The following is a 22,793-nucleotide window of genomic DNA, read 5'->3' as shown; positions in this document are numbered from 1 at the left end:
TTGGCGAGCTTGAGAAGCGAAGGCGGGGCGAGCAAAGCGAGCGGCCACCTGAGCCGTATGGCGAATTGGCCGGCACCCCGCCGGAGCTCGAAAAGTGAGCCTTAGTTTAGTCGCTTTGCAACTCCGGAGCATTAACACAAAATGCCACTTAAATTAATATGGGTTTTGTCAACAGTATATAAGGGCAATACGCCCTTTAAATTTATCAAAAAGAGAGTTTTAATGTGTATTATTATTGTGTTTTATGATAAAATAGAACAAAAAGGGGAAGGGTGTACTTATGAAAAGAATTGATAAAGTCTATAATTATGTTCAAGAAGTCTGCAAAAAACAGTTTAAAGATAAAGGAGAAATATGGGGAGTTTCTGCTATAGAAGTGGCACAAGCGTTAAAAATTCAAAGAAGTAATGCTTCCAGTGATTTAAATGCTCTTTTCAAAGAGGGTAAATTGATAAAAGTGGAGGGCAAACCTGTATTGTATAAAGTTAAGGAAATAAATTTTGTCTCTGATAGTACCATTTTAAGGTTAAAAGATGCTTTTAGTGAAATAATAGGTGCTGAGTTAAGCCTCAAAAATGCTGTACAGCAAGCCAAAGCTGCCATAATTTATCCTCCTCATGGACTCCATACTCTTTTGCTTGGAGAAACTGGAACAGGTAAGTCTATGTTTGCAGAAGTTATGTACAACTTTGCAAAAGAAATTGGGCGTATAAAGAAAAATGCTCCTTTTGTGACTTTTAACTGTGCAGATTATGCCAGTAATCCTCAGCTTTTGATGGCTCATTTGTTTGGAGTAAAAAAGGGTGCCTATACCGGTGCAGACAGCGACAAAGTCGGCCTTGTGGAAAAGGCTGATGGGGGGATTTTGTTTTTGGATGAAGTTCACAGATTACCTCCAGAGGGGCAAGAAATGCTTTTTTATCTTATCGATAAAGGATTGTACAGAAGACTTGGCGAATCTGATGTAGAGCATAAGGCAAATATTTTGATAATATGTGCTACCACGGAAGATATTGAGTCTGCGCTCCTTAAAACTTTCATAAGGCGAATTCCAATGATAATTAAGCTCCCGAGTTTGGCAGAGAGAACGTATGAAGAAAGGTTTGAACTTATTAAAAGTTTTTTCAAAGCTGAAGCTGCTATTATCAAAACAGATATAATGATTACTTCTAATGCTTTAAAAGCCTTATTGCTTTACGATTGTCCAAATAATGTGGGACAATTAAAAAGTGATATAAAGCTTGCGATAGCTAAAGCGTATCTGGGATATATGATGAAAAGGGATGAAAACGTATGTGTCCATACAGAAGATTTGCCTGAGTATGTAAGAAAGGGTTTTCTAAAGTATAGGGAAAAAAGAGAAGAGATTGATAAATTCATTACAGGAGAGATAATAAGGTTTTCTGCCGATGATATGGTGCAGATCGTTCAGAGAAGCAATCAAATTTTTAATTTTTATGAAGCTTTGGAAGAGAAAAGGAAGATTCTTGAGCAGAAGGGTTTGAGTGAAGAGGATATTAAGCTTATTATGAGTATTGATATTGACACTTATTTAAAAAGATATCTTTTGAATTTAGAAAAAAGCAACTTAGAAGAGCTGTACAAGGTAGTGGACAAGAAAGTAGTAGACCTGATACAAAATTTTCTAAATTACGCCAGCAAAAAATTGCAGAAAGAATTTAGCGATAAAACTTTGTACGGGCTTTCTATGCATGTCGCAAGTTCTATTGAGAGGATATTGGAAGGCAAAGATATCGTAAACCATCAATTAGAACATATAAAAACGGTATATCCAAAGGAGTTTGAAATAGCTAAAGTATTAAAAGAAGAAATTGAAAAAGAATTCAACATAGTTGTGCCTGAAGATGAAGCAGGTTTTATTACGATGTTTCTCTGCCTCGAAGAAGAAACAAAGAAAAGGGATGAAAGAGTGGGAATTGTGGTTGCAATGCATGGAGAAGCAGCTGCTACATCAATTGCAGAAGTGGCTAATAGGCTTTTGGGGGAAAGTTATGTGATCGGATATAACATGCCCCTTGATCAAAAGCCGGAAGTTGCGTTAAATAATTTAACAAACATTGTAAAAAGAATAGATAGAGGCAAGGGAGTATTACTTCTTGTCGATATGGGGTCACTGGTATTTTTTGGCGATATGATATATGAAAAGACAGGGATTCCGGTAAAAACTGTTGAAATGGTTTCTACGCCTATGGTATTAGAAGGAGCAAGGAAAGCCTTGTTGAATGCTTCTTTAGAAGAGGTATATGATGCAGTGGTGAATTTGAGCCCTTATGTAGGGAGGATTTATAGAGAAAGTGTCAGGTTTGAAAATTCTTTCAAAAGGAATGTGATCATAACGGCTTGTATAACAGGAGAAGGTACGGCAATTAAACTTAAATCAATATTAGAGAGAGAACTCAACTTGAAAGAGAAAGATATAGATATAATTCCAATAGAAATTGAAAACAAAAAAGAGTTTAAGAAAAAAATTCTCAATATAAAAGAAGAAAAGAATGTTTTGGCAGTGGTAAGTGCCATAGATCCAGAAGATGAAACTGTATTGTACATCTCTACCTCTGATGTTTTTGACAAAAACAAGTTGTCCGTATTAAAAAACGCAATAGAATCCGTATCTAATCTGAGTTTAATTGACAATATGAGAGAAGTCATAAAAGAAAATGTGAGGATAGATGCTGACAAGTATATCTCCTCATTCAAACAATTTTATTCTGCTTTGATAGCGAGAGGTATAAAGCTTAATGAAGATATTACAATAGGCTTGATTCTTCATATTGCCTGTGCAATTGAGCGTATTATTGAGGGCAGAGATTTGACACATGTGAGAGATACACAACAATACATTAAAGATTACCCAAATGAATTTAAGACTGTAAAGGATACAGTTAAGATTTTAGAAAAAGGATGCGGTATAAATATCTCTGAAGAAGAATGTGTGAACATAATGAAAATAATCTATTCACTTTAATACACATATGTGTATTGAATACGTTTTTATATGATACACATTAAAACAGGATAGGGAAAAGAAGAATAAGAGGCAGAAAAGGAGCTGTCTTTTAAATTCGAGAGCTAGTTGGCATAAAATTTGCGTAAATATACGTTGCAAAATATTCTAAAGGGGAGTTGATCAAATGGAGGCTTTTATTAATTTTCTTGACAAATACTTTATGCCTGTTGCAGGGAGACTTGCTGAACAAAGGCACTTAAAATCGATTCGTGATGGAATAGTTGCTACAATGCCATTACTTCTCATTGGGTCTTTCTTCTTAATTATAGCTTTTCCGCCCATACCTTCTCTTGAAGTTTTAATTAAACCTTATGCAAAAGATTTATTAAAAATAGTTAGTGCTACATTTGGAATAATAGGATTGGTCGCTTCTTTTACAATAGCCTATTCGTTGGCTGGAACTTATAAAATCGATCCCATAGCTTCTGGTGTTTTAAGTTTATCTACATTCATGTTATCAATCCCTCTAACCCAAGATAACAATATTCCCTCAATGTGGCTGGGGAGCTTAGGATTATTTGTGGCAATGATAATAGCAATTTTTACGGTTGAAGTACAAAGAAAATTTATAGAAAAAAATTTGGTCATCCGCATGCCTGAAGGTGTTCCTCCTTCTGTTGGTAGAGCTTTTGCAGCATTAATACCTGGTGCTGTAATCATTACTTCCGTTTGGATTGTGCACATGATATTGATAAAAACTGTCCATTTGACGATACCGGAAGCTATTAACGTGTTGATTGCTATTCCATTATTGAAATTAGGTTCTACATTACCGGCTGTTATTTTAATTATATTAGCAGTTCAATTCTTATGGAGTGTAGGTATTCATGGAGCGGCAGTAATGGGTGGAATAATAGGGCCAATAGTTCTTACTTTTACTCAAGAAAATTCTGCTGCTAAGATTGCAGGAGAAAAGATTCTGCCGCATATTGTGTGTCAGCAATTTTTTGATATATTTGTTTTTATAGGTGGCTCAGGGACGACACTTGCTTTAGCTTTACTGTTGTTGTTTGCAACAAAATCCCAGCAATTGAGGGCTGTTGGAAAAGCTGCCATTGGGCCAGGGATATTCAATATAAATGAACCTATTACTTTTGGTATGCCGATAGTAATGAACCCTGTTATGATTGTACCATTTATTTTGGCTCCTATTGCAGCAGCTCTTATAACTTATACTGCGATGGCATTGAATATTGTTGCAAGGCCGTATGCTCTAATCCCATGGACTACTCCTGTACTTATCAGCGGTTTTCTTACTACAGGTGATTGGAAAGCGATAGTATTACAGATTGTAAATTTTGCAGTAGCAGGAGCAATTTACTATCCTTTTTTAAGACTCTGGGATAATAAAAAATATGAAGAAGAACAGCAGTTGAAGAAGGAAGAGGAAGTAAAAAAGATAGAGGGCTAGTTATATCTTGGGTAAAATTTATTCAATATATTTTAAAGATTGAGGAGTGAGGAAAGTGAAATATCTTATTGTAAATGGAGATGATTTTGGCCTTACAAAAGGTGTAAATAAGGGAATTGTTGAAAGTTATAAGAATGGTATTTTAAGAAGTACTTCTATAATGTGCAATATGCCTTATGCCCATGAGGCAGCAGAAATTAAAGAATTATGTCCTAATTTAGGTTTTGGAATACACATAACATTGGATGCTGGTAAGCCCTTAAGCAGTCCTGAAAAAGTACCTACTTTAGTAGATGAGAGAGGCTATTTTAAAAAAGATTACCGACAGGCTTTGAATGATGCCGATGTAGATGAAATTAGATTGGAAATGGAAGAGCAGATAAAAAAAGCACTTTCTTTAGGGATTCCCATAACTCATATGGATAGCCATCATGGTGTACAAACTCATCCAAAGGTTTTAAAAGTATTTATAGACTTAGCGCTGAAATATGGTTTACCCGTGCGTTCTACTCCTTTAGATAAAAGAATTATAGTAGAAGCAGGTGTAAAAACGATTGATAATTTTGTTTACACTTTCTATGATAAAGGTGCAACGAAAGAAAATCTTTTATTTATTTTAGAAAAGTTAGAGAATGGTATAACAGAAATAATGTCTCATCCTGCATATGTAGATGATGAATTGATGAAAATTTCTTCTTATAATGTTAAAAGAGGAATAGAAAGGGAAATATTAACTAACCCTGATGTAATTCAATTTGTCAAAGAAAGGAATATAATGCTTGTGAATTACTCAATTTTCAAATGATTTGTAAAATTTGTAAGGAGGGATAAATTTATGAGGATTCTATTAATCTGTGGAGCAGGTATGTCTACTAGTTTGCTTGTGGAGAAGATGAAGAAAGAGGGAGAGAAAAGAGGAATAAAAGACTTATACATCAATGCAGAGGCTGCTGATAATTTGGAGAAGATAATTGATGATTATGATGTTATTTTATTAGGTCCTCAGATAAGATATAAAGAAAAATATGTGGCAGAACTTACAAAAGAGAAGAATAAAGTTTACAGGGTAATTCCGCCTCACATATATGGAATGATTGATGGGGCTAAAACTTTGGATTTAGCAATTGAGGCGCTGAAAAACAAATAAAAGACAGGAGGCATCAAAATGGACTTAGAACAAATTGTATTTACTATTATATCCCGCGCAGGTAATGCGAGAAGTAATGCCTTTGAAGCCTTAAAATATGCAAAAGAGGGAGATTTTAAAAAAGCAGAAGAATGTTTAAAAAAAGCAGGTGAAGAACTTTTAGAAGCTCATCATGTACAGACAGACATGATTCATAAAGAGGCGGCAGGAGAAAAACAGGAGGTTACGCTTCTTTTGGTACATGCTGAGGATCATCTCATGAATGCAATTCTTGCAAAAGAATTAATAACGGAGATGATTGAGCTTTATAAAATTATTTATCAAACAAAGGGGGCGGCTTTTAATGTATAAAAAAGATTTAAAAATTGCAGTTATAGGAGGTGGTTCTAGTTATACTCCTGAACTTATTGAAGGGTTTATAAAAAGGTATGGGGAATTACCTGTGAAAGATTTATATCTAGTAGATATAGAAGAGGGGAAAGAGAAACTGGAGATTGTTGGTAGCCTTGCAAGGAGAATGATAGAAAAAGCTGGTGTTGATATAAATATCCACTTAACTTTAAATAGACGCGAAGCAATAAAGAATGCAGATTTTGTTATAACCCAATTTAGAGTAGGGGGGATAGACGCCAGAATTAGAGATGAAAAAATTCCTCTAAAATACGATGTGATAGGGCAGGAGACTACAGGACCCGGTGGATTTGCAAAAGCGCAGAGGACAATTCCGGTTATTTTAGATATTTGCAAAGATATAGAAGAACTTGCCCCCAATGCATGGCTTATCAATTTTACAAATCCTTCTGGATTAATTACAGAAACAATATTAAAATACACTAAAGTAAAAGCCATAGGTGTGTGTAATGTGCCCATAGGAATGGTCTATGGAGTTGCTAATCTTTTGGGTGTTGATCCAAAGAGAATCTACATTAAATTTGCTGGGCTTAATCATCTTGTCTGGGGAACAAATATTTATTTAGATGGGGAAGATGTAACTGAAAAATTAATAGAGATGTATGAATCAGCTAGATCATTAAGTATGAAAAATATTCCAGAGCTACCTTGGGATCTGGAGTTTATAAAATCTCTTGGCATGTATCCATGTCCCTATCATAGATATTACTATTTAACCGATGAGATGTTAGAAGAACAGAAGAAAGAAGCTGCTACAGTAGGGACAAGAGGAGAAGTCGTGAAAAAACTAGAAAAAGAACTTTTTGAATTATATAAAGACCCAAATTTAAACGTAAAACCTCCCCAATTAGAAAAACGTGGAGGGGCTCATTACTCTGATGTTGCTTGTTCTTTGATAAGTGCAATATATAATGATAAGAAAGAAATACATGTGGTTAATGTGAAAAACAACGGAACGATTGCAGATTTACCGGATGATGTGGTAATAGAAACAAATGCAGTAGTTGATAAAAATGGTGCTCATCCTATAACTATTGGTCATGTGTCTCCTAAAATAAGAGGATTGATGCAAGCTGTAAAAGCATATGAAGAACTCACAATTGAAGCAGGGGTAAGAGGAGATTACTATGCTGCTTTGCAAGCGTTGACAATACATCCTTTAGTACCATCTGCCACTATTGCTAAAAAGATACTTGATGATATAATTGAACAGAATAAAGAATATTTACCGCAATATAAGTGAAATCAGTAAGCCTAAACCCCATTTTCCTGGGGTTTTTCTTTTTTCAGTTTTGTCATAGAAAACGAATGACAAGACTGAGTTTCTTTTAATTGCATAAAAAAAGAAGGGGGATTACAATATAGTTAAAGAAGTTTTTGAAAGAAGGAGGGAAAAGGTATGCAAAACGTGAATGCGATTACTACAAAAGGTGGAAGTATAAGGACAAAATTACAGAGGTTGGGTGGTTTTTTAGCGGGGATGGTAATACCTAATATTGGTGCATTTATAGCATGGGGACTTATCACAGCATTCTTTATACCGACAGGATGGGTTCCAAATGAACACTTAGCTAAGTTAGTGGGGCCCATGATAATGTACCTCTTGCCTATACTGATAGGTTATACAGGTGGCAAGCTTGTATACGATGTAAGAGGTGGAGTTGTTGGAGCCGTTGCCACAGCTGGTGTAGCTATAGGTTCTTCTGTTCCGATGTTTATAGGTGCTATGATAATGGGACCACTGGGAGGTTATGTAATCAAAAAATTTGACGAGGCGGTAGAAGGTAAAGTACCAGCTGGATTTGAAATGCTTGTAAATAATTTCTCAGCAGGAATTTTAGGAGGAATTTTGGCAATCTTAGCATTTTTATTTGTAGAGCCTGTTATGAACGCTGTTTCACTAGGGCTTGGAGCTGCGGCTCAGTGGGTTACAAATAAGGGTTTGCTCCCCTTGATAGCATTGTTTATTGAACCTGGGAAAGTTCTCTTCCTTAATAACGCCATAAATCACGGTATATTAGCTCCTCTTGGAGTAGCACAGGTAAAAGAATTTGGAAAGTCTATATTCTTCCTCCTTGAGACAGACCCGGGTCCAGGTTTGGGAGTGCTTTTAGCATATTGGCTTTTTGGGAAGGGGGATGCAAAACAGTCAGCTCCTGGCGCTATAATAATCCAGTTCTTTGGTGGAATACATGAGATATACTTCCCATATGTTTTGATGAACCCTGCATTACTTCTTGCTGTCATAGGTGGTGGAATGGCTGCAGATGCGACATTTGTTCTCACAAAAGCAGGACTTGTGGCAACTCCTTCACCTGGTAGCATATTTGCAGAGATAGCTATGGCACCAAAAGGCGGATTACTTCCTGTGCTGACAGGTATAACAGTAGGAGCTTTAGTTTCCTTCTTGATAGCTTCACCTATTGTAAAGAGGGCAAGCGAAGAGAGCATGTCAGCTGAAAGCATGAGCTTTGCCCGTTCAATAGTAAGTGGTCTCAAGGCCCAGAGCAAAGGTGAAAAAGTTGAAATGCCAAAAGCAGAAATGAAGATGGATACACTTCCCAAACTCATAGTTTTTGCTTGCGATGCAGGTATGGGTTCTTCAGCTATGGGAGAAACTATCTTGAGAAAGAAGCTCAAAGAGGCGGGCTTTGACATACAAGTCAAGCACTCAGCTGTAAATCAGATACCAAAAGAAGCGGATGTAGTATTCACACAGGAGAATCTGGCAGAAAGAGCGGCTGAAGTGGTGCCCCATGCTAAGATTGTGACAGTGAAGAATTTCCTTGACAATACTGTGTATGACGAATTTGTAAAAAGCCTTAAAAATAACTAATGGTGAAAGCCATGGAAGATTTGAGTGTAAGGCAAAAATTTATCCTTAAAAATTTAATAGAAAAAGGACCATTTGAAATAGCTGATCTTGCCAATCTTATGGATGTCAGTGAAAGAACGGTTTTAAGAGAAGTGGCATTGATAAACGAGCGTTTAAGTCATCTTGAGGTAAAAATTGTGGAACAGGGTAAGAAGATATTTATAGAAGGAGAGGAAGAGGCGCTCAAAAGGGTTTACAGTTCTTTGGGCGCCATTCCTCTCCAATGGCTTTTAACGCCTGACCAAAGGCAGGTTTTGATGACTCTTCAGCTTCTTCTTTCGGATGAACCCATTAAAGCTGGCTATTTTAGCTATCAGTTTAATGTGGTTGAAGGTACAATAAGCCTTTACCTCGATAAAATTGAAGAATGGCTTAAAATGAGAAAGCTTAAGCTTATAAGAAGAAGGGGATATGGGATAAAAGTAGAAGGCAGCGAAATTGATAAAAGAAATGCCATTATAGAGTTGTTTTACAATTATACGCCAATGGAAGACCTGCTGCAGTTTATTTACGATGAAGAAAAAGGTAAATCCTTCAAAGCCTTTTTTGATTCAGTTTTTGGTAAGGATTTAGTAAGAAAAGTAAAGAGTTTATGTGAAAAAATTAAAGAAGACATATACGAAGAACTACCTGATTTAAATTATTTTGGCATGTTTGTTCATATACTTCTTTCAATCTACAGAAGCAAAGAAGGAAAGGCCATTGAACTTGATAGAGAATTTATAAATGATATATTACAGTCAGAAGAGTTCAATTTTATGAAGAAAGTTGAAAAAATCCTTGAAGAGGAAGATTTCTACCTGCCAGAGTCAGAAATAGCATATTTAGCTATTCACTTGAGCCCAAAAAAGTATGTGTACAAGCAGCATAGGTTTGAAGAATTGGGCATTACTCTGGAGGAGCTGTCAAAAGAGGTCGTAGAGGAAGTCTCAAGGATTTTCAATGTAAATATACGTTGCGATGAGCAGCTTCTTTTAGGGTTAGCACAGCATCTAGAACCAGCTTTTTACAGGTTGAGGATGGGTCTTGTTACTTCAAATCCTTTGATAGAGGAGATTAAAAACTATTATAAAGATTTGTTCAGTGCGGTAGAAAGAGCCTGTAAAATAGTTTTTTCAAAGTACAACATCATAGTACCAGAAGAAGAGATCGGATACATTACAATGCACATAGGAGCGGCTATTGAAAGGCAAACGGAAATGGCCAAAAAGCTTAAAGTTCTGGTAATTTGCCCTAATGGAATTGGAACTGCCCGAATACTTTCTGCCAAATTGAAAAACAAGTTTAAAGAGATAGATCAAATAAATATAGGTACTATTTGGGAGTTAAAAAAGAAACATCAAGAGTACGATTTAATAATCTCTACAGCCCGGTTAGAAGATATAGATTCAAAAGTAATAATCGTATCACCTTTTTTAATAGAAGAAGATGAAGAGAAAATAAAAGATTATATACAAAATCGTGTTAAAAAAGCAGAAAAAGGGAAGCAGTTTGAGGTTAAAGTAAGGGAAGAAGAGAATTTTGAAGTAGCAGATGAAATATTGAGAAATTTTAAAATAGAAGAAGTAGAAGCTGATAGCACAGGAAGACTGATAGAGCTAATTGGGAAAGACCTGTCAAAATCCATGCTTGCTGAAGATGCTGAAGAAATAAAAGAGCTTCTCCTTAAGAGGGAAGCAATGGGCAATGTGGTTATACCCGGTACTCGAATTGCTCTTTTGCACACTCGAAGTGATAAAATGGTACTTCCTTTTCTTGGAGTTTACAAGGTGAAAAACCCTTTGAAACTTCAAAGCACAGGGTTCGCTTACGAAGAAGTGGATACTTTTTTAGTCATGCTGGCGCGCAAGACAGAGAGAAGTGATATACTAGAGATGTTGGGAAAGGTGAGCATTTCTTTGATTGAAGACAAAAATTTTAGTGAGATTTTAAGGCTTGGGGATATAAAAGATGCGAGAAATGCTTTGGTAAAAATATTAAATGAAGCATAGGAGGAGAAGTCATGGATAGAGATATACTCAATGAGAACAACATACTTTTAAACCTTCCTTCAGAGTCTAAAATAGAGGCTATTGAAAGGGTAGGGAATCTCCTTGTTGAAAACGGCTATGTTGAAAAAGAGTATATCGAAGGTATGAAGAAAAGAGAAGAAGACATAACGACTTATATAGGAAATGGGGTAGCTATACCTCATGGGGTTTCTGAATATGTCAAATACATCAAAAAATCGGGGATAGTCATAGCTCAGTATCCCGATGGGGTGGATTTTGGAGATGGCAACAGGGCCTATATTGTGATAGGAATTGCAGGTAAAGGAGATGAGCATCTTAACATTCTTTCAAAGATAGCTTTGACATGCCAGTACGAAGAGAACGTAGAAAAGCTCAAAAAAGCAAAGACTCCACAGGAGATAATAGAAATCCTGGAGAAAGGTGATGAATGAGATGCCGAAGGCGCTTCACTTTGGAGCAGGCAATATAGGGAGAGGATTTATTGGATATTTACTTAATAAATCCGGATATGAAGTTACCTTTGTAGATATTTCGAAAGAAATTGTGGATAATATTAATAAGTACAAAAAGTACAATGTCATTATTTTGAAAGAGCCTGTGGAAAAAGAAGAAGTAAAAGAGGTCAAGGCTTTGCATCTAGAGGAAGAGGATAAAGTACTTGATGCTTTTTTAGAGGCGGATATGGTTACAACTTCTGTAGGTGTTTCAAACCTTTCTTCCATTGGTGGAAGATTAAAGAAATACTTAAAGGCAAGAAAAGAAAAAAATGAAAAACCTCTTGACATAATGGCCTGCGAAAATGCTCTTTTTGCTACTGACGTTTTAAGAGAAAGCGTAGTAAAAGAAGAGGACAGTGATTTTATTACTTACCTCAATTTAAAAGTTGGTTTTCCCAATACAGCAGTTGATAGGATTGTTCCAGCAGTTAAAATTGATAAAGAACTTCCTGTGGATGTGGCAGTAGAGGAGTTTTTTGAGTGGGATATTGAGAAAAATAAGATTAAAGGAAACCTCCAAATAGAAGGGGTAGAATTAGTAGATGATTTGAAGCCTTATATAGAGAGGAAATTATTTTTATTAAATGGAGCTCATGCTACCACGGCGTATCTGGGATATCTAAAAAGCTATAAGTATATTCATGAGGCTATAAAGGATGAGAGCATAAGGGCTATAGTGAAAGGAATGCAGGAAGAAATATCTACTGCTCTTTCTAAAAAATATGATGTAGATAAAGAATCTCTTATGGCCTATGCAGAAAAAGTGATTAAGAGGTTTGAAAATCCATATTTACAAGATGAGGTTACAAGAGTAGGGAGGGAACCTTTGAGAAAGCTTTCATCAGAAGATAGATTAATTGCACCTTTAAAGCTTTGCAGTGAAGTTGGAATTACGCCAAACTTTATCCTCTATGGAATTGCTGCTGGGCTTTTATTTGACTACAAAGAAGATGCACAGGCCGTTAAAATGAGAGAATATGTAGAACAATTTGGCATAAAAAAGGCTGTAAATGTTATTACAGGACTTGAAGAGGAAAGTGATTTAGTAGAAGAGATAGAGAAAAGGTACTTTGAGCTAAAAGGAAAATTAATATAAAAAGGGCGTTTTGTGATAAGGCACAAAATGCCCTTAAAAATGTTTACAAGAGAGAGAAAACGTATAAAATTGGGAGAAAATAAGAGCAAAGGCCAGAAAGTTCTTGCAAAATTGCGCTATATCAAAATTGAAAGGCAAAAGAAGTGTTTTATATAATTAAATCAAAGCTTGTCTGACATCTGATGTATGATTTAATTTACACAAAATTAATACTAGTTTAATTTCAATTTAACACTCCTCTGTTATACTTAAAATTGCTGTGGGGGTTTTACCCTTTCTAAATCCAATTCTAAAGGTAAAAGGAGGATGTAAATGTTTAGTCAAAGGTCTCGCTTGTTTTCCATTCTGGTTGCAGCTCTATTGATTTTTAGCCTCATTTTCCCGTCAGTGCCACAAATCGCATTTGCTGCAACCTCCAAGACCTTCGATTTCATTGAAGTAACAGACTTCCACGGTTACCTACAAAATGATGGTAAGACATCTGATGGCACTTTGTACAAGCAGCAGATAGCAGCTGTAATGGCAAAACAGATCAAAGACATAAAGGCACAAAATCCCGACAGGACAGTAATTTTATCTGGCGGTGATATGTTCCAGGGAACGCCGCTTTCTAACGTATTAAGGGGTAAGCCAGTCATTGAGATGATGAAAAACCTCGGATTTGATGCAATGGCTCTTGGCAACCATGAGTACGACTGGGGCATTGAATCGGTAATTGATACTAATAATGCTACTTTGAAGAATTCCACAATTCCAGTTCTTGCTGCAAATGTGTATGACAAGACCACAGGCAAGCCAGTGAGCTATGTAAAACCATATGTTGTTATTGAAAGAGATGGAGTAAAGATTGGAATAATAGGTATTGTAGACAACAAGGAATTCCCCACTATAATAATGCCAGCTTTTATACAAAATGTAGATTTTAAAGACCCTGTGCCAATTGTAAATGACCTCGCACAGCAGCTAAGACAGCAGGGTGTAAAGATTGTTGTGGTTTTGGCTCACATGGGAGCATATCAAGATAGCTCTGGCAATGTAAGTGGTAACCTCATAGACTTTGCAAAGCAGGTGAAAGGTGTAGATGCTATATTTGGCGGACATACTCATACTATAGTTACTACAAGGGTTAATGGAATTCCAGTTGGAGTTGGTGCAAATTACGGGAAGGGAATTATTGACCTGAAGATTACAATTAATGAAGATGGAACTGTCACAGCTGGTGACATGCAGTATATTGACCTTACAAAGATTTATTCAACACCTAATATAGATCCCAAGTATATTGACCCTGAGGTACAGGCAATAGTTGACAAGGCAAATCAGGACGTAGGGCCTATATTCAATGAAGTTATAGGCAAAGCAGCAATAGATTTGACAAGGACGCAGAGCGCAAAACCCTATGGGGATTCATTGCTTGGTAACTGGGCAGCTGAAGTGACGAGAAAAGCTGTCAATGCAGATTTTGGATTTGCCAATAACGGTGGCCTTAGGATTGACATTCCAAAAGGCGATATAACCGTTGGAATGATGTATCAGTTAATGCCTTTTGATAACACAATAGTTACGATGAAGATGACAGGTGCGCAGATTAAGACAATTCTTGAACAGGCAGTTCAAGACGGAGGAAAGGGTATACAGGTTGCAGGACTTTCCTTCAAATACGACCCAACCAGGCCTTCAATGCACAGAGTATTTGACATGAGAAAATCTGACGGTACACCTATAGACATGAATAAGTCCTACCTTGTTGCTACAAACAATTTCATGGGTACAGGTGGAGACGGTTTTACAGGATTTACTGACCCTGAGGTAAAGAAGAGCTTTGTTGACACTTACAAACTTGTGAGAGATGCTTTCATTGAAGCAGTAAAAGAGCAGGGGACAATAACTTCAGTAATAGACGGAAGAATTGCTCCTGCTACAAAAGAGGGTACATTAATCACAGTTCTTGCTACATCTGATATACACGGCAATATATTCCCATGGGATTACAACACGGCTAAACCTGCTAACAGAGGATTGGCAAAAGTTTCAACTTATGTAAAACAGGTGAGAGAAAAGTATCCATATGTAGTGCTTGTTGACAATGGAGATACAATACAGGGTACACCATTATCTTACTACTATGACAAGATAGACACGAAGACAGAGTATCCTCTTGCAAAAGTGATGGGCGCAATGAAATACGACACCTGGACATTAGGAAACCACGAGTTTAACTATGGACTTGAAGTATTAAACAGAGTAATAAAGGATATGAGAAACGAAGGAATACATGTTCTTTCTGCTAATACCTACAAAGATGATGGAACAAATTATGTAGACGCTTATTACATCAAAACATTTAATACGCCTCAAGGACCTGTAAAAGTAGGCATTTTGGGACTTACCACTAAGATGATACCTGCATGGGAGAACAAAGAAAACTATGCAGGACTTCACTTCAATGACCTTGTAGATGAAGCTAAGAAATGGGTACCAAAGCTAAGACAAGCAGGTGCAGATATTGTAGTGGTCACAATGCACTCTGGTGAAGAAAAACCAACAGACATAATACCAGAAAACCAGGTAATTGCAGTGGCAACGAATGTCGATGGAATAGATGCAATAGTTGCAGGGCATACCCATGTTAATATACCGCAGCATGACTACAAGAATCCATCAGGACAGACTGTAATAGTTACAGAGCCTGGCAAGTGGGGTGAATATGTATCACAGATATACTTTGATATCACAAAGAACGATCAGGGCAAATGGGTAATTGCAGACAAATGGAGCACTACAATAAAGATGGACGATTCAATACAGGCAGACCCCGAGATAATAAACTTGGCACAGCCATATCATGATGCTACATTAAAATACATTGGCACAAAGATTGGAGTTGCAACAGGCGATTTCTTGGGCACAGACCAGACAATAAAGCCTACAGCAATAATGGACCTTATAAACAAAGTGCAGAAATACTATGCAAAGACAGACCTCTCAATTGCCGCACCTTTGAGTAGCTCAGCTAAGATATTAAAAGGAGACATCACTATACAGGACATAATGGGCGTGTATGTTTATGAGAACTACCTCTATGGAATAAAGATGACAGGAAAGCAATTAAAGGCTTGGTTAGAGTGGTCAGCAAGGTATTACAAACAAGTGTCTTCTCCAAATGATCCAATAACAAAAGATCCGGCACTCAATATACCTGATTACAACCTCGACCAGCTGTACGGTGCAAGCTATGTGATAGATTTGACACAGCCGGCAGGACACAGAATCAAAAACCTTAAAGTAAATGGCAAACTTGTAAAAGATGATGATGTATTTACTGTCGCAATAAATAACTACAGGTTCAACGGTGGCGGTGGATTCATGCAGGCTGCTGGAATAACAAATCCAGAGATTGTGTTTGATTCAGCAAAGGCCTATGGAGATGATGGCCAGGTAAGAAATTTGATGATAAGATATATACAGGAGCACGGCACGATAAGCCCTGTGGTTGAGAGCGATTGGTATATCTCTACAACTCCAGTACAGGAAGAAGTAGAGGTAAGTCAGGGTCAACAACCGTCACAGCCAACAGAACAACAGACACCTTCTCAGCCAGTTTACAATTATGGAATTGTTACGGCATCAGCGCTTAATGTAAGAGAAGGTGCAGGACTTGGGAATAAAGTAATAGGAGTGCTTCCTGCAGGTAAAGTTGTTACATTGCTTGAAGAAGTGAACGGCTGGTATAAGATTGACTACAATGGAAAGACAGGATATATTTACAGCAAATACGTTGCTGCAACTCCAAATCCGTCAAATGTTGTTGTGCTAAAAGCTGTTAAGGTCACTGCTAAGAGTGGACTAAATGTAAGAGTAAACAACTCTATCAATGCGAGAAAGATAGGAGCAGTGCCATACGGAACGGAGCTTAAAGTGGTTGGAGAGTACAACGGATGGTATCAGGTACTCTACAATGGCGGATTTGGATATGTATATGCAAAATATACAAAATAAGCTAAAGGGAGTGGTTTTCCACTCCCTTATTATTTCAACTATAAATATGTTAGAATATATGGAGAAAATATTCGTTGAAGGAGTTGAAGCTCTGTTGAAAATAGGAAATGTGATTTTAGAGAATAATGTATTTTTATCACCTATGGCAGGAGTTACAGATAAGCCCTTTAGGTTGATATGTCAGGAAATGGGTGCAGGACTCACCTATACTGAAATGGTAAGCGCTAAAGGGCTTTACTATGGAAGTGAAAATACAAAGGCACTTTTGGATATTGACGATGGGGAAAAAGTAGCCCTTCAGATATTTGGCTCTGACCCCGAGATTATGGGAGAGATTGCAAGAAGGCTTAATGAAAGCAAAGCATTGATCATTGATATAAACATGGGATGCCCTACTCCAAAGATAGTAAAAAATGGAGATGGGGCAGCTTTAATGTTAAAACCGAATTTGGCTGAAAAAGTGATGGAGGCGGTGGTAAAGGCCTCATATAAACCAGTAACTGTAAAAATAAGAAAGGGATGGGACAATAATAATGTAAATGCAGTAGAGATTGCACAAATTGCTGAGAGAGTAGGCATTAAAGCTGTAGCAGTACACGGGAGGACAAGAGAACAGTTTTATTCAGGAAAAGCTGACTGGGAGATAATTAAAAAAGTCAAGGAAAGCGTAAAGATACCTGTAATAGGCAATGGAGATATATTTACGCCAGAAGATGCAAAAAGGATGCTTGATGAAACAGGTTGCGATGCCGTAATGATTGGGAGAGGGGCACAAGGGAATCCCTGGATATTTAAAAGGACTGTCCATTATCTTAAAACGGGTGAACTTTTGCCAGAACCTACAATAAAGGAAAAAGTAGACCTTATGATAAGACATCTTACTATGATGGTTGAGTATAAGGGTGAAAGAACAGGTGTGGTAGAGATGAGAAAGCACATTGCTTGGTATTTAAAAGGCCTTCCAGGCAGTGCACGAATGAGAGAAGCAGTATTTAAAATGGAAAGTTATAAGGAAATAAAAGAATTTTTAGAAGGTATTCCTAAAATTTATAAAAAAGAAAAATAAAAAATCCTGCAGAAGCAGGATTTTTTATTTTAAATTTTCAGGCAGTGTCTGTCTCATTGGGATGTTTTGTCTATTTAGAAGGTTCTCTACCAAGTCCGGAAATTCTTCGGCGGGTATACCTGCTCCCATTTCTGTTGGGTCATGGAATGCATGAGCTCTTGCTCCACCACAGAGAAGAGAGAAGTTCATTTTTCTATTTACAAGTGGAGATACTGTCATTTCAGAACATACTCCGCAGGTTCCAAGCAAGTCTATATTAAGCCTTCCACCCTTTTTCATCAAATAAGGCCCTTCCAAAGAAAGTATCTGAGCAGGTACACCGAAAACTAATACTACCTGAGGTTCTACAGGAGCCTTTGAAAGCTTAAATACGATAACATCAGACACACTTCCGGGTTCTAGTCTGGGTATTTTTCCTCTTGTGAGTCTTGATGTTTCCAGCGAATAAAATCTTCTTAATAAAAAATCTCTTTCCCCATTTTTAATAGGTTCAGGCAAATCGTATAGTCCAAGATTTGCAGCTCCTGCAGCACACATAAAATCTTCTGCCTTAAGCCTTAAAGCATCAGGTGGTTCAGGTAATCCAGAATAGTTTGTTGAACCTCTTACTGTTTCAACCGCCTGGCAGTAAGTCAATTTACCGTTTGGCCTTGGGATATTTTCAAAAAACTTTTCATACCTTTCTTTATGAAAGGATGGCACCAAGAATACTCCTACGGGTTCATATTTTAGCTTTAATTTTTTTACTATTTTTGAAGTCAAATCTTTCCAGTCATGTTTTGGCTTTATAAGTTGTTCTTCTAAAAGTGGACCAGCCATTTTAAAGACCTCCTATTGTTTATCAAAGATGTATATGGCATTGGTAGGGCAGATTTCTAAGCAAGATAGACATAATATGCATCTTTCAGGGTAACGTGCACTAGATTTATATTCTCTATTTGGATTTGTTTCTCCTTCTCTTTTTACAAGTTCATAAACATCTTCAGGACATACTTCTACACATCTTCTGCAGCCTATACATTTTTTGTCGTCTATTTTTATATCAGCGCCTGGCTTAAATATATTTATATCTGGCATTATACCACCTCAGATTTTTTAAGGATTACATTTTAATTTTAAACCTTTTTTACATATAATGCAATTTAAAGTGAATTAATTATTTTTATATTATCCATAGGTTAAAGCTAATAATTTTTTGTAAAAACTTAGGACAGGCACATACGGGGTTATAAGGCACATTATGTTATTACAAAAGGAGATGATGTATAAATGGGCAGGGGTAAGGAATACAAGGAGATCGATTTGTTAGAATTTCAGCATAAAGAAGAAATCAAAAAAAGAAGCATTATACCAAAAGAAAAGTTTTATGACCGTTTTTTAAAAATTGGAAATCTAATAATGATTTCTAAACCTTATGATGAAGAATGGCAAGAAAAAACCTATAGTATGAGTTTATATGAACTTATAAAAGAGATTGACTATGAAGAGGTTTTTGGTATAAGGCCTAAGGGGAGAGTTAAAAAAGAAGTTTATACAAATAAGCTTTCTTTTGAAAAATTCACTATTGGAGATATAGTACTTGCGACAAGTCCCGGTTTTCATATACAGGGAGCTATAAGGCATGCTGCTATATTTGACAGCAGAAGATATCATGGAAGTATTGATGATGAGTGTTTGCTCACTGCAGAACCTGACAAAGGAGTAATATACGAATCTATTCGGTTTTATTACGAAAATTTTGGAGAAGCATGGGGGCTTTTTGTTCCAGGGACAACTTTCAAACAGAGGATTGAAATAGTTGAAGAACTCTCAAAACACGTGGGAGAAAGGTATTACTGGAGCGCCCATAAAAACAACCCTACAGCCTGGTACTGTTCTTTGGTTCCATGGAGAGGATATTATGAAATTGCAGGCATAGACATAGACTACAATGGAGGTTACTGGGTGCTCCCTATAGATATTTTCATGAGCGAATATACAGAGGTGTTTGAGTACGCAAGGGGATAAAATTCTTATCCCCTTGCAAGTTATAAGATGTCTGACAATTTGAAAATACGTGAAAATACAAAAACCATATTGACTTTTAGGTAAGGGGTAATATATAATTATCTCGTAAACACGTGTTCATGAAATTTATTTTAAGAGTTTTTGTTGAAAAATGCGAAAAGTTACTCTATAATCTATAACAAACAATATAGAAATAGAGGAGAATTGTTATGATTAATAGCAAAGACATTGCTAGGATTGCCGGTGTGTCTCGCAGTACTGTGTCAAGAGTCATAAATAATTATCCCAATGTTTCGCCTGAAACTAAGGAAAAAGTGTTAAAAGCTATTAAGGAATATAACTATGTTCCTCATGCTTCAGCTCGCATGTTGAGAGGAAAAAGCTCTAAGACGATTGGCCTTGTGATTGTAGATTTGAAGAGGAATAGTGACATTCATAAGGTTTATGACAATGTTTACTTTGGACCTTTTACAACTGCGGTTATCGATTTTGCAAATCAGCTAGGATATAATGTTCTTGTCATTACTGTTTATAAACCGAAAGATTATAAAAAAGTGAGGGAAGTCTTTTACAATAAGACTATCAATGGAGCAATTTTTATTGGTGTAAAAAATGATGACCCTGAAATAAAAAATCTTATTGAGGCAGGGCTTAAGACGGCAGTGATTGACCAGGAAATAAGAGATGATGAGAATGACCCATTCAATAAAAGTATCATAGTCAACATGGATAATGTGACTGGAGCCTATGAAGCTACAAAGTACTTGATAAGTCTGGGTCACAGGGAAATTGCCCATATAACAGGTGATATGGAAAAGCTCTCTGGTTTTGCAAGATTAGAAGGATACAAGAAAGCATTGAAAGAAGCGGGAATTCCATTTAAAAGTAGTCTGGTAGTAAAAGGGGATTTTGTTGAAGAAAGCGGTTATAAGGCTGCATATAAATTATTCAAAAAAGCAAAACCCACGGCGATTTTTGCTTCAAATGATCAGATGGCTATAGGAGCTATGCAGGCTTTAGAAGAGATGGGATACAAAATTCCAGATGATGTTTCTATAATTGGTTTTGATGATATTACTATATCTCGCTATTTGAAACCTGCTTTAACGACGATGAGTGTTTCTTTATTGCAAATGGCAGAGTTAGCAGTAGAAAATCTTATCAGGTCAGTTGAGGAAGAGATAGCAATTAAAGCTAAATTTGTAGTACCTGTAAAACTGGTAGAAAGAGAATCTTGTAAAAGAATTGAGATAAAAGAAGAAAATGAAAAGAAAGAATATCTTTTATCAAGATGAAGGTCAACATTTTTGTTTCTATGCTCTTTTGTAAACACGTGTTTATTGGATTTTTGTATAATATATGGTATAAAAAGGCTTAAAGCCTTTTTACTCTAAAAATTGAGAAGGGGGTGGATAAAAAGAAAAGGTATATTTAAAAATTTATAGACTTTGAAAACTATTTCAAAAGGGGGATTGTGAGGTGCGAAGGCTTTTAAGTGTATTATTGGTTTTAATGTTGGTGATAGGTGCGCTGGCAGGCTGTGGGCAAAAGAGCCAGGAAGTAGCTGATAAAACACAGCAAAGTGAAACAGCCCAGCAACCTGCCCAAGAAACTACCTATCAGAGAAATGAAACTCTTTATGCTGGAGGTGGGTTGTGGGCACCACCGAGCAACTGGAATCCGCTTACACCATGGAATGCAGTAACAGGTACAGTAGGATTGATTTACGAAACTTTGTTTAATTATGATCCACTTAAAAACGAATTCATTCCATGGTTAGCCGAAAAAGGTGAATGGACCTCTGATAATACTTATCAAGTAACATTAAGAGATGGACTTGCTTGGTCAGATGGTCAGCCTTTGACTTCAGAGGATGTAAAATTCACTTTTGAAATAGCAAAAGACCATCCTGAAATCTATTATAGTCCAATGTGGCAATGGTTGCAATCTGTAGATACTCCTGATAATAAGACTGTGGTATTTAAATTTTCAACTTCCCATTATCACGAATGGCAATATAACTTATATCAAATTCCTATTATACCAAAACATATTTGGCAGAATAAATCTAAAGATGATTTGCTGAATGGTGCTAATGAAAAGGCAATTGGTTCAGGACCTTACTTATTTGATACTTACAGCAATGACCGCATGGTATATAAGAGAAATGATAACTGGTGGGGTATAAAAGCTCTGGGACTTACTCCACAACCTAAGAGAATAGTGTACTTAATTGTTCCAAGTAATAATGTAGCTCTCGGAATGTTGATGAAAGGAGAACTGGATGTAAGTAATTTCTTCCTCCCTGGTATACCGACGTTAAAAGCTAATTATGGAATAACGACTTTCTATGACAATCCACCATACATGATTCCTGATAATACAGTGTTTATGTTTATCAATGTGACTAAAGAACCTCTTAACAATGTAGAACTAAGACGCGCCATGGCTTATGCTATAAATCCAAAAGTAATAGCTGAAAAGGTGTACGAAAATCAGGTTGAACCTTCAAATCCTCTAGGCTTTGTGCCTGCTAAGTCTTGGGAAGAATATTATGATAAAAACGTAGTTTCACAGTATGGATTTAGCTATGATCCTAATAAAGCAAAAGCGATTTTGGATGCCGCAGGATTTAAATTAGGTAACGATGGAGTGAGGACAACTCCAGATGGCAAGAAGTTCAAATTAGAAATTAGCGTTCCGTATGGTTGGACTGACTGGATGGAAGCAGCTAAGATTGTTGCAGACCAGTTAAAGGCTGTAGGAATTGATGCAGAAGCAAAATTCCCTGATTATAGCAAATATTGGGAAGATTTAACTAAAGGGACATTTGATTTATCTTTCAACAACTTCGGAAGCCAAGTAACCCCAACACCATGGACGCTTTACAACTGGCTCTTCAATCCTATAACAGGAGATGCTCAATACAATGGTAACTTTGGGCGCTTTGATATAGAAGGGTTGCAGGATATGGTGGCAACTTTAAATGGATCAAAACCTGGAACAGATGAAGCTAAAAAGGTTGCTTCAAAATTGGAAGAAGTATTCTTAAAGAACATACCAGCCATACCGCTTTGGTACAATGGTCTCTGGTTCCAGGCATCAAATGCAGCATGGGAAAATTGGCCAACAGAACATGACCCATATGCTTACCCAGTAACTTGGGGAGGCAGATGGCAGACAGGCGGTACAATGATGATGATGAAAATAAAACCAAAAGTTTCGCAATAATAAATGGGGGTAT

At 36.7% G+C, this 22,793-nt stretch carries 17 protein-coding genes; 15 read left to right on the top strand and 2 right to left on the bottom strand.

Translation table 11 applies throughout. The features are described 5' to 3' along the window. Positions 1-280 precede the first annotated feature (280 nt). The 12 genes from ACPLVE_RS03100 (at position 281) to dusB (ending at position 17,542) form a co-directional block, all read left to right on the top strand. Complete coding sequence (locus tag ACPLVE_RS03100; RefSeq protein ID WP_424609729.1) at positions 281-2,986, top strand: sigma 54-interacting transcriptional regulator; 2,706 nt, start codon at positions 281-283, stop codon at positions 2,984-2,986. Positions 2,987-3,152: 166 nt separating this feature from the next. Further along, complete coding sequence (locus ACPLVE_RS03095) at positions 3,153-4,439, top strand: PTS sugar transporter subunit IIC (protein ID WP_424609727.1); 1,287 nt, start codon at positions 3,153-3,155, stop codon at positions 4,437-4,439. A gap of 55 nt (positions 4,440-4,494) precedes the next feature. After that, positions 4,495-5,244 carry a carbohydrate deacetylase gene (locus ACPLVE_RS03090; RefSeq protein ID WP_424609726.1) on the top strand — a complete coding sequence of 250 codons (750 nt, stop codon included), beginning with the start codon at positions 4,495-4,497 and terminating at the stop codon, positions 5,242-5,244. Positions 5,245-5,274: 30 nt separating this feature from the next. Then, positions 5,275-5,586: a PTS sugar transporter subunit IIB gene (locus ACPLVE_RS03085; RefSeq protein WP_424609725.1), complete on the top strand. Its 312-nt coding sequence runs from the start codon at positions 5,275-5,277 to the stop codon at positions 5,584-5,586. 18 nt (positions 5,587-5,604) lie between these two features. Then, positions 5,605-5,937 carry a PTS lactose/cellobiose transporter subunit IIA gene (locus ACPLVE_RS03080; protein WP_424609723.1) on the top strand — a complete coding sequence of 111 codons (333 nt, stop codon included), beginning with the start codon at positions 5,605-5,607 and terminating at the stop codon, positions 5,935-5,937. Beyond that, positions 5,930-7,240: a 6-phospho-beta-glucosidase gene (locus ACPLVE_RS03075; protein ID WP_424609721.1), complete on the top strand. Its 1,311-nt coding sequence runs from the start codon at positions 5,930-5,932 to the stop codon at positions 7,238-7,240. Before ACPLVE_RS03080 ends, ACPLVE_RS03075 begins: the two co-directional genes overlap by 8 nt. Positions 7,241-7,396: 156 nt before the next feature. Continuing rightward, positions 7,397-8,833 (top strand): PTS mannitol transporter subunit IICB, encoded by a 1,437-nt coding sequence (locus tag ACPLVE_RS03070; protein WP_424609719.1) that lies wholly within the window; start codon positions 7,397-7,399, stop codon positions 8,831-8,833. Then, entirely contained in the window at positions 8,833-10,863 is a 2,031-nt protein-coding gene (locus tag ACPLVE_RS03065; RefSeq protein WP_424609717.1) for a BglG family transcription antiterminator, read from the top strand. The genes ACPLVE_RS03070 and ACPLVE_RS03065 overlap by 1 nt, the downstream gene beginning before the upstream one ends. A gap of 11 nt (positions 10,864-10,874) precedes the next feature. Next, on the top strand, positions 10,875-11,315 hold the full coding sequence (locus tag ACPLVE_RS03060; RefSeq protein WP_424609716.1) for a PTS sugar transporter subunit IIA: 441 nt from the start codon (positions 10,875-10,877) through the stop codon (positions 11,313-11,315). A gap of 1 nt (position 11,316) precedes the next feature. Continuing rightward, a complete protein-coding gene (locus tag ACPLVE_RS03055; protein WP_424609738.1) occupies positions 11,317-12,477 on the top strand; it encodes a mannitol-1-phosphate 5-dehydrogenase in 1,161 nt (386 codons plus the stop codon). Between the two features lie 312 nt (positions 12,478-12,789). Beyond that, the gene (locus tag ACPLVE_RS03050; RefSeq protein ID WP_424609714.1) at positions 12,790-16,476 is read left to right on the top strand and encodes a 5'-nucleotidase C-terminal domain-containing protein; all 3,687 of its coding nucleotides are present in this window, start codon (positions 12,790-12,792) and stop codon (positions 16,474-16,476) included. A gap of 94 nt (positions 16,477-16,570) precedes the next feature. Next, on the top strand, positions 16,571-17,542 hold the full coding sequence (dusB, locus tag ACPLVE_RS03045) for a tRNA dihydrouridine synthase DusB (protein WP_424609736.1): 972 nt from the start codon (positions 16,571-16,573) through the stop codon (positions 17,540-17,542). A 24-nt stretch (positions 17,543-17,566) separates the two neighbouring features. Here dusB and ACPLVE_RS03040 read toward each other — a convergent pair whose 3' ends face one another. Beyond that, positions 17,567-18,361 carry a DUF169 domain-containing protein gene (locus ACPLVE_RS03040; RefSeq protein WP_424609712.1) on the bottom strand — a complete coding sequence of 265 codons (795 nt, stop codon included), beginning with the start codon at positions 18,359-18,361 and terminating at the stop codon, positions 17,567-17,569. Between the two features lie 12 nt (positions 18,362-18,373). After that, entirely contained in the window at positions 18,374-18,619 is a 246-nt protein-coding gene (locus ACPLVE_RS03035; protein ID WP_170270978.1) for a 4Fe-4S dicluster domain-containing protein, read from the bottom strand. A 192-nt stretch (positions 18,620-18,811) separates the two neighbouring features. On the opposite strand from ACPLVE_RS03035, the gene ACPLVE_RS03030 reads away from it, so the two are divergent. The 3 genes from ACPLVE_RS03030 (at position 18,812) to ACPLVE_RS03020 (ending at position 22,780) form a co-directional block, all read left to right on the top strand. Continuing rightward, positions 18,812-19,549, top strand: coding sequence for a hypothetical protein (locus ACPLVE_RS03030; RefSeq protein WP_424609711.1), 738 nt, complete (start codon positions 18,812-18,814; stop codon positions 19,547-19,549). A 212-nt stretch (positions 19,550-19,761) separates the two neighbouring features. After that, complete coding sequence (locus ACPLVE_RS03025; protein ID WP_031314172.1) at positions 19,762-20,844, top strand: LacI family DNA-binding transcriptional regulator; 1,083 nt, start codon at positions 19,762-19,764, stop codon at positions 20,842-20,844. Between the two features lie 184 nt (positions 20,845-21,028). Then, entirely contained in the window at positions 21,029-22,780 is a 1,752-nt protein-coding gene (locus tag ACPLVE_RS03020; protein WP_424609709.1) for an ABC transporter substrate-binding protein, read from the top strand. The last annotated feature ends 13 nt before the right edge of the window (positions 22,781-22,793 follow it).

This window comes from Caldanaerobacter sp., from assembly GCF_049701115.1.
In the GTDB taxonomy this organism is placed as follows: Bacteria; Bacillota; Thermoanaerobacteria; order Thermoanaerobacterales; family Thermoanaerobacteraceae; genus Thermoanaerobacter.
This window is presented reverse-complemented; position numbering and strand designations above follow the sequence as displayed.